This window comes from Pseudolysinimonas sp. (assembly GCF_044239695.1).
Lineage (GTDB): Bacteria > Actinomycetota > Actinomycetes > Actinomycetales > Microbacteriaceae > Pseudolysinimonas_A.
The window spans coordinates 1-8014 of sequence record NZ_JBIIAW010000117.1 but is presented as its reverse complement, the minus strand read 5'-3'; the positions used below and the strand labels follow the sequence as shown (position 1 = coordinate 8014).

Genomic DNA, 8014 nt, shown 5'->3' with positions numbered 1-8014 from the left:
TTCCGGAGCGCACCTCCCTGCAGCAAGCGCAGGGGGCTGCGAAGCCCCTGCACATCTGGCCCGGCGACGGAGCCCAAGAAATGGCGAGAAACTTCGACCAGCTTCTGGAGCGCGTCATGAGAACCGCCCGCTTGACCGACGAAACGGCGTCCGCCGGCTGATGACGATCGACCTCGTCGATCTGATCGGCTCGCTCGAGCTCAAGGCGATGGACGGCGTGCTCCTCGCCGCGGACCTCCGGCTCCGAGCCACGGCGGCCGGGATGCCCACCGCACGTCTCGAGCAGGCGATCGGGGTCGCCGCGTGGGCCCACCGCGACGCGCGCCGGCTGAAGCGCGGCGACCTCCCGCGCACCGCATACATCGAGCATCCTCTGCGCAATGCCGCTCGCGTGCTGCGCTGGGGCGTCGACCGCGAGCCGATCGTGCTCGCCTGCGTGCTGCACGACACCGTCGAGGATCACGCGCCCGCGCTCGCCGCCGTACTGGGGGCCGCGACCTCGGACGAGAGCACCGCACGGGAGACCGTGCTGGCGTACTACGTCGACGAATTCGGGGAGCGGACGTCGGCGCTCGTGCGGGCGATGTCGAACCCGCTGGGCGACGACTCCCCCGCCGACGAGGCCGCGAAGCACGACCTCTACCGGCAGCACGTCCTCGCGGAGATCGCCGATCCCGAGGTCGCGGTGTGCAAGCTCGCCGATCTCGCCGACAACGCGCTCAGCCTGCATCACACCGGCGACGGGGACGCCCGCACGGCGCGACTCGCCCGCAAGTACGCGCCGCTGCTGCCCGTGTTCTTCACCCGCATCGGGGAAGACGACGTGCGCGCGCTGCTCGACGCGACGGCGATCGACGACCTCCGACGTGCGCTTATCGACGGCGCCGAACGACTCGGGGCGTTGAGGGGCGCGGGCGACTAAGTCGAGTCTCGCCCGTTTCGAGCGGCTCGGTGTGGATGGACAGCTCCGTCACCTTCGTTTCGGCGCTAGCGTCTCGAGCATCTGCGGTGCACCGCCAGGGGGTGATTTCTCGTGAGCGTCTCACCTCATGATGGGGCGACGGGTCGGTCGGGGCTGATCATTCCGGAGAACATCCCCGGTGCGGATTTGGATCCGGGGAAGTTGGAGGGTGTCGCGTCGACGTTGCGGGCGGCGGGGACGTCGGCGTTGACGCAGGCGCAGGCGGCGGAGACGAGTTGGGGCGGGGTTGTCGGCGGTGTTGGAGTCGCCGCAGGGTCCGACGATCTGTGCGGCGCTCGGCACTCCGAGCGAGGTGGCGGCGGCGATCGAGCACAAGAGGGCGACTCATGGCCATAATCGTCTACGGAACGCGGCGCCTAGTCAGCGACCTCGTCGTGGTGTACTCGTTCGGCCCGACAAAGGATCCCGAAGCGATCACGGGGATTGCGATCACCGACCCGACTGACCTCAATGGGATGAAGGTGTTTCCGCTCAACGCCTCCACCATTCATGGCCAAGCCGTATTGGGCGTCGCGCACCGGGAATTTGAGCGAACGGGTGAATGGCCCGAGACCGTCAGCCACTTCTCGTAAAGTTCCTGCGCCGAACCATAGGAAAGTCGACGTTCACGCGGAGGGCGCCGAGCGGCATAGACCGCGATGCAACTCGAAAGGGCTGGCTTCAACGACTCCCGATCGCTTCGATGCGCCGCCGTGTCAGGAGGCGGCGCGCGCGGCGCGCCGGGCGGCGAGCTCGTCCGACGGATCTTCGGCCGGCGAGAACTCGACATCCACCAGATTGGATTCGACCTCGCGGAGGACCTTGCCGACCGCGATGCCGAAGACGCCCTGGCCCTGGCTGACGAGGTCGATGACCTCTTCGTCGGAGGTGCACAGGTAGACGGAGGCGCCGTCGCTCATGAGCGTGGTCTGCGCGAGGTCGTTGATGCCCGACGACCGGAGCTGGTCGACGGCGACACGGATCTGCTGGAGCGAGATGCCGGTGTCGAGGAGTCGCTTGACGAGCTTGAGCACGAGGATGTCGCGGAACCCGTAGAGCCGCTGCGAGCCGGATCCGGCGGCGCCGCGGACGGTGGGCTCGACGAGCTGGGTGCGGGCCCAGTAGTCCAGTTGCCGGTAGGAGATCCCGGCGGCTTTAGCCGCGACGGTGCCGCGGTAGCCGGCGAATTCGTCGAGGTCGGGGAGACCGTCGGTGAACAGCACGGGCTCGGCCGCATACCGCGACGCGTCAGTCCGCGTTACTTCCGCCATGTCGCTTCCCTAACCTTCAGGTTGAACTTGAGGTTCAAGCTCCTTCGCAACCTCACGCTACCCCGCTCCCGGAGAGCCGACAACGACATCCGGGCGTGTCGGATCTAATCCGTCGCGAAGTGCGGGTCAGAGCTTGCCGAGCGCACTGCGGATCAGGCTCGACCGGACGATCTCGAGCTGCCCGGCGATCTCACGCGCCATCTCGAGCGCCTTCGCCCGACTCGAGGCGTCCTTGCGTCGGGTGACCGGGATGAGGGCGCTCTCGATGAGCCCGAGCTCGCGCTCCGCCGCCGCCCGGAAGCCCCGCAGGTGCCGCGGCTCGATGCCGGAGCGCTGCAGTTCGACGAGAGCGCGCAAGACGGCGAGGGCGTCCTCGCCGTAATGCTCCCCCGCGACGATGAGGGACGCGGTCACCGCATCGCTCAGCAGCATCGCGTTCGCGCCCGACTCCTTGATGAGTTCTGCGCGGGTCAGCCGACGGTCGCCGGAGAGCATCGACGGCGCCGTGACGGCCGCGCCCCCGGGGAGCACGGGCTCGCGGCCGGCATCGAGGTCGTCGAGGTAGGCCCGGATGACCTTGAGCGGCAGGTAGTAGTCGCGCTGCATCGAGAGCACGAGGCGCAGCCGCTCGAGGTCGGCGGTCGAGAACTTGCGGTACCCGGATTCGGTGCGCGACGGCGTCACCAAGTTGCGCTCCTCGAGGAAGCGCAACTTCGACGGGGAGAGGTCGGGAAACTCGGGGCTCAGTCGGGCCAGCACCTGACCGATGCTGAGAAGCGCGGATCCGCCCGACGCGCGCGCCGGGGATGCAGCTGACGCCACTAGTGGCCCGTCGCCTTGTCGAGACGCGAGGCGTAGAAGGTGAGACGGAACTTGCCGACCTGGACTTCGGCTCCGTCGCTCAGCAGGGCGGATTCGATGCGGACCCCGTCGAAATACGTGCCGTTCAGGGATCCGAGATCGCGCACCTGGAAGGCCGTTCCCACGCGGACGAACTCCGCGTGGCGACGCGACACCGTGACGTCGTCGAGGAAGATGTCGGCGTCCGGGTGACGGCCGGCGACGGTCGAGTCGGCGTCGAGCAGGAAGCGCGCCCCGATGTTGGGACCGCGCCGCACCACGAGCAGTGCAGAGCCCGACGGCAGCGCCGTGATCGCGTCCCGCTCATCGGGGGAGATTCCGGCTTCCATGTCGGCGAGCTGCGCCACGAACTCGTCGGTGAAATGCGCCGTCGTGTCATTCGAGGGCGCGGAATCCCCGTCGCGAACAGATTCGTTCGACTCGACCATCCTGACCTCCTAGCGACCCACAGTATCCGATGCGCTCGCCGGTGCACCCCGAAGGTCGCGGATCATCCGAGCAGCCTGGAGAGCGTAGGCGACCCCGGCCCACCAGTAGAGGAAGACCCCCCAGATGCCGGCCGCCCAGCCGACCGGGAGCGCGATCCACGCCGTGTCGGGGAACGCCGCGGCCAGCAGCAGCACGGGCATCGTGAACAGGATCGCGAAGGTCCCCATCTTGCCGAGGTGATGGACCGGCAGCGGCCCGAACCGGTGGTTCGCGAGCACGATCCCCAGCACGATCAGCAGCGCATCCCGGGCGACGATGACGGCGATGAACCACCACGGCAGCACCCCGACGAGTCCCAGTCCGAGGAGCGTCGACAGGATGAACAGGCGGTCGGCCGCGGGGTCGAGCAGCTGCCCGAGGCGGGTCACCTGGTTGAAGTGCCGTGCGACGTAGCCGTCGACGAAGTCGGTGACCGCCGAGACGGCGATGAGCAGGAGCGCCCAGCCGAGGTGCCCGGTGAGGAGCAGCACGAAGAAGACCGGGATCAGAAGCAGCCGGATCAACGACAGGATGTTCGGGATCGTCACGATCCGCGTACTCACCGGCGGTGCCGTGTCATGGTGTCGCACTGCCCTACCTCCCTCGCACATCCTAGGCTCGATCCCATGCATCCCCTCCTCCTCGTGATCCTGGTCGCCGGCGCTGTCGCCGTCTTCTGCTGGATCGCCTCCCTCGCCAGCAACGACCACTCCTGGGTCGACCGCCTGTGGTCGATCGTCCCGGTCGCGTACGTCTGGATCTTCGCCGCCGCCGCCGGTTTCGCCGACCCGCGCCTGGATGTCATGGCCGGCCTGGTGACGCTGTGGGGAGCCCGCCTCACCTTCAACTTCGCCCGCAAGGGCGGATACACCGGAGTCGAGGACTACCGCTGGCCGATCCTGCGCGAGCGGCTGGGCCCGGCTCGATTCGCCGTGTTCAACATCCTCTTCATCGTGCTCTACCAGCACGCCCTGCTCGTGTTGATCACCTTGCCGGCCTACACGGCCTACGAGAACCGCGGGACGCCGCTTAGCATCCTCGACTTCGTCGTCGCGCTCGTCTTCCTCGCACTGCTCGCCGGCGAGACGATCGCCGACCAGCAGCAGTGGGACTTCCACCGGGCGAAGAAGGCCGCGATCGACGCCGGGCAGGTTCCGACGAGTCGGTTCCTGCAGACCGGGCTGTGGCGATACTCCCGGCACCCCAACTTCTTCTTCGAGCAGGCGCAGTGGTGGGCGTTCTTCTTCTTCGGCGCCGTCGCGGCGGGCACGGTGTTCGAATGGACGATCCTCGGCGCGGTGCTGCTCACCGGGTTGTTCGTCGGCTCGACGATCTTCACGGAGGCGATCACGAAGTCGAAGTACCCCGAGTACGCCGACTACCAGGCGACCACGTCGCCGATCGTGCCGCTGCCTCCGCGTCGGACTCGGGTGGCGAGCCCCGCCTGAGTGAGCCGCGCCGCGGGTTAGCATCGGCGCATGTCGTGCATCCGGTTCAACACCCCGGCCCAACGCAAGCAGTTGGCGGCGATGGCTCCCGCCATGCTGACCGCAGCGGAGGTGGCGGCCCGGCACCCCGCTCCCCCGGTCACCGAGGGCAAGATCAACCGCCTCCGGCTGCTGGCCGTGCATGAGAACCCGAAGATCCGCGAGAGCGTGGCGAGCAGCTACCACACGCCCGTCGACGTCGTCGCGGCGCTCGCCCAGGACCCGGATGTCGGCGTGCGCGCTTGCCTCGCCCGCAACGAGACGGTGTCGTGCGACGTGCTCCGCGACCTTGCCAAAGACGAGTCGGAGACGGTGCGGGGTTTCGTCGCGGTCAACTTCTTCGTTCCGGCCGACGTCATGGCCGAGCTCGCCGAGGATCCGAGCGACGTCGTGCGCGGACTGGTCGCCTGGAAAGCGGCACTCGCCGCAGAAACCGTCGAGGAAGCAGAATCCGTCGAGGAGTCAGAGCAGCTCGTCGAGGCGTGACCGGAGCGCGGGCCAGCCCGCCCCGAACCCCGGATGCAGCGGCAGCGCCGTCACGTCGCCGAACGGCACCCAGCTCAGCGCCTCACTCTCGGCGTCGCCGATGATCGGGGTGAACAGCTGCTCGGCTCGGGCGAGCACGGTCGTGTACGACCAGTAGCCGACATCGAACACCGACGTTCCGAGCACCGTGACGAGGTGCGGGGGGACCCCCGCCTCCTCGTCGGATTCGCGGATGGCGGCGGCCTCCGCGGTCTCGTCGCCCTTGCGGGCGCCCCCGGGCAGTCCCCAGGTTCCGCCGAGGTGACTCCAGATCGCGCGCAGTTGCAGCAGGACCCCGGCCTCCGGATGCGCGAGCAGCAGTCCGGCGGCGCCGAACGTGCCCCAGTACCGGCCGCGGGGGCCGTCGACCCAGGCGTCTTCGGGGCCGCGAGGACGCCGCGCGTCCGGGTCGTGGGTCGCGCGGGTCATGTCCCTCACTTTACGACGCGGCCCGTAGGGTCGAGCCATGGCCGATCGCCTCGACGCGTGGATCTGGGCGGTGCGTCTCGTCAAGAGTCGCTCCGCCGCGACGGCGATGGTGAGGGCGGGTCACGTGCGCCTCAACGGGGATCGCGCGAAGGCGGCGCAGCCGGTGAAGATCGGCGACGAGGTGCGCCTGCGAACGGGTGACGTGAACCGGATCGTGGTCGTCCGACAGGTGCTCGTCAAGCGCGTCGGGGCACCGCAGGCCGCCGTCGCCTACGACGACCTCACGCCCGCTCCGCTCCCGCCGGAGGAACGTGTGCTCGTCGCGACCCGGGAGCGCGGGGCCGGTCGTCCCACGAAACGCGATCGCCGCGTCATCGATTTGTTCACCGGCCCCGCCGACGGCTCAGTCCCGCCCGACGTTGACTAGCCCGTTGAACCCTTCCGGCACGACGACGAGGTTGCCCGACGCCGCGAGCTCCTTGAGCGTGTCGAGGTAGCGCTGCTGCAGGATCGCGTCGGTGAGGCTGGCGTTGAGGATCGCATTGGCGTCCGCTTCGGCCTGCGCCTGCACGACCTTCTGCTGCGCCGACACCTTCGCGGCCTCGAGCTTGGCGGTCTCGGTCTGCACGTTGATCTGAGCCTCCTGCGCCGCCGCGTAGGCCGCAGTGACACTCTCGCCGTAGCGGATCTCCTGCAAGGCGACGTCCTCGACGATGATGCCGTCGTCCTCCCAGCGGCGCTCGAGGGCCTCGAGGATGGCGTTCTGCACCGCGTCCCGGTCGGTGAGCATGTCGAGGGTGTCGAAGCGCCCGGGCACCGACCGCACGACCGAACGGATGTCGTTGAAGATGAGGCGGGTGCGCAGGTTCTCCTCGTTGTAGTACGCGCTGTAGATGTCGATGACGGCGTCGGGGTCGAGCGAGTAGCGGATCGCGATGTCGATGTTCGCCGTGACGCCCTCGGCATCCTGCACGGTGATCTGCGGCCCGTCGGGGGCGCCGCCGATGTTGTCTCCCTCGCCGAGCGACTGCTCGGTGACGAAGACGGCACGCTGGTTGCGCACGTCGAACGTGACAGTGTCGACCCACGGCGCCTTCCAGTGCAGGCCGGGCGCCGTCTCGTACCCGACGATCTGCCCCGTCCAGTCCCGCAGCACGTTCGCCTGCCCGACGTCCTGCCGGAAGAACGAGGTGAAGGCGAGCAGGAGCGCGCCGACGGCGAACAGCGCGATCGCCACCCACCGGGCGACACGCGAGATGACGACGTTGGTGCCGCGCCGGAAGGCGCTGCCGTTGGGCGTCTCGCCGGCGGCGACGACACGCGCCTTCGCGTTCTGGGCGGCGACGATCAGGGCGATGACGCCCGCGGCGAGGAAGATCAGGCTGACGATGAACATGGGGTCAGGATAGTGACGCCGCGTTCCGCGGAAGTATCAGGACTTCTGGGCCAGTCCCTGCTCGATCGCGGCGACCACCTCGGGGGCGTCGGGCTGGGTCTGAGGACGGAAGCGCGAGACGGTCCCGTCCGGGGCGATGACGAACTTCTCGAAGTTCCACGTCACCTTGCCGGCTTTGCCGTCGGCATCCTTCTCGCGGGTGAGCGCAGCATAGAGCGGATGCTGGTTCTTGCCGTTGACGACCGTCTTCTCCATCAGCGGGAACGAGATGCCGTAGGTCGTCGAGCAGAACTCCTTGATCTCCTCCGCCGAGCCCGGCTCCTGCCCGAGGAACTGATTGGACGGGAAGCCGACGACCGTGAACCCCTGCGCGGCGTACTGCTTCTGCAGCTCCTCGAGCTTCGAGTACTGGGGCGTCAGCCCGCACTTCGAGGCGACGTTCACCACGAGCAGCGTCTGGTCCCCGAAGTCGGCGAGGGTCTTCTGCTCGCCGTCGATCGTCTGAAACGGAATGTCGCGCACCTGCGGGTCGATTGCCATGACTCGACAGTAGGTCGGTTCGCCGCGGCGCGCTGACCGCGAGACCCGTTAAACCCAGGAACGCCCGGCGCTGGGG

Annotated in this window: 12 protein-coding genes and 1 pseudogene; 6 read left to right on the top strand and 7 right to left on the bottom strand. The window is 68.5% G+C overall.

The window, feature by feature from the left end; all coding sequences use genetic code 11:
- The 3 genes and pseudogenes from ACILQS_RS14135 to ACILQS_RS14125 all read left to right on the top strand — a co-directional run.
- Nucleotides 1-161, top strand: a pseudogene (locus ACILQS_RS14135) (ParA family protein); the annotation flags it as partial.
- Nucleotides 161-922 (top strand): hypothetical protein, encoded by a 762-nt coding sequence (locus tag ACILQS_RS14130; protein ID WP_395640771.1) that lies wholly within the window; start codon nt 161-163, stop codon nt 920-922. The pseudogene ACILQS_RS14135 and the gene ACILQS_RS14130, both read left to right, overlap by 1 nt.
- 386 nt (nt 923-1308) lie before the next feature.
- Nucleotides 1309-1554: a hypothetical protein gene (locus ACILQS_RS14125; protein WP_395640770.1), complete on the top strand. Its 246-nt coding sequence runs from the start codon at nt 1309-1311 to the stop codon at nt 1552-1554.
- A 123-nt stretch (nt 1555-1677) separates the two neighbouring features.
- Here ACILQS_RS14125 and ACILQS_RS14120 read toward each other — a convergent pair whose 3' ends face one another.
- From ACILQS_RS14120 to ACILQS_RS14105, 4 genes are all read right to left on the bottom strand, one after another.
- Entirely contained in the window at nt 1678-2232 is a 555-nt protein-coding gene (locus tag ACILQS_RS14120) for a MerR family transcriptional regulator (protein WP_395640769.1), read from the bottom strand.
- A 126-nt stretch (nt 2233-2358) separates the two neighbouring features.
- Nucleotides 2359-3054: a MerR family transcriptional regulator gene (locus ACILQS_RS14115; RefSeq protein ID WP_395640768.1), complete on the bottom strand. Its 696-nt coding sequence runs from the start codon at nt 3052-3054 to the stop codon at nt 2359-2361.
- Nucleotides 3054-3521, bottom strand: a complete 468-nt coding sequence (locus ACILQS_RS14110; RefSeq protein ID WP_395640767.1) for an FHA domain-containing protein — start codon at nt 3519-3521, stop codon at nt 3054-3056. The genes ACILQS_RS14115 and ACILQS_RS14110 overlap by 1 nt, the downstream gene beginning before the upstream one ends.
- Nucleotides 3522-3530: 9 nt before the next feature.
- Nucleotides 3531-4124, bottom strand: a complete 594-nt coding sequence (locus tag ACILQS_RS14105; RefSeq protein WP_395640766.1) for a CDP-alcohol phosphatidyltransferase family protein — start codon at nt 4122-4124, stop codon at nt 3531-3533.
- Nucleotides 4125-4187: 63 nt separating this feature from the next.
- Between ACILQS_RS14105 and ACILQS_RS14100 the strand changes: the two genes are divergently transcribed.
- Together ACILQS_RS14100 and ACILQS_RS14095 are read left to right on the top strand one after the other, a co-directional pair.
- On the top strand, nt 4188-5009 hold the full coding sequence (locus ACILQS_RS14100; protein WP_395640765.1) for a DUF1295 domain-containing protein: 822 nt from the start codon (nt 4188-4190) through the stop codon (nt 5007-5009).
- Between the two features lie 30 nt (nt 5010-5039).
- Complete coding sequence (locus ACILQS_RS14095; protein WP_395640764.1) at nt 5040-5534, top strand: hypothetical protein; 495 nt, start codon at nt 5040-5042, stop codon at nt 5532-5534.
- Here the strand turns inward: ACILQS_RS14095 and ACILQS_RS14090 are convergent.
- Nucleotides 5511-6002 (bottom strand): NUDIX domain-containing protein, encoded by a 492-nt coding sequence (locus ACILQS_RS14090; RefSeq protein WP_395640763.1) that lies wholly within the window; start codon nt 6000-6002, stop codon nt 5511-5513. The two genes, ACILQS_RS14095 and ACILQS_RS14090, sit on opposite strands and share 24 nt — an antisense overlap.
- Before the next feature lie 37 nt (nt 6003-6039).
- On the opposite strand from ACILQS_RS14090, the gene ACILQS_RS14085 reads away from it, so the two are divergent.
- Nucleotides 6040-6429, top strand: coding sequence for an RNA-binding S4 domain-containing protein (locus ACILQS_RS14085; protein WP_395640762.1), 390 nt, complete (start codon nt 6040-6042; stop codon nt 6427-6429).
- Here the strand turns inward: ACILQS_RS14085 and ACILQS_RS14080 are convergent.
- Together ACILQS_RS14080 and ACILQS_RS14075 are read right to left on the bottom strand one after the other, a co-directional pair.
- Nucleotides 6406-7398, bottom strand: coding sequence for a prohibitin family protein (locus ACILQS_RS14080; protein WP_395640761.1), 993 nt, complete (start codon nt 7396-7398; stop codon nt 6406-6408). The genes ACILQS_RS14085 and ACILQS_RS14080 overlap by 24 nt on opposite strands.
- 36 nt (nt 7399-7434) lie before the next feature.
- The gene (locus ACILQS_RS14075) at nt 7435-7938 is read right to left on the bottom strand and encodes a glutathione peroxidase (protein ID WP_395640760.1); all 504 of its coding nucleotides are present in this window, start codon (nt 7936-7938) and stop codon (nt 7435-7437) included.
- Nucleotides 7939-8014: the final 76 nt, after the last annotated feature.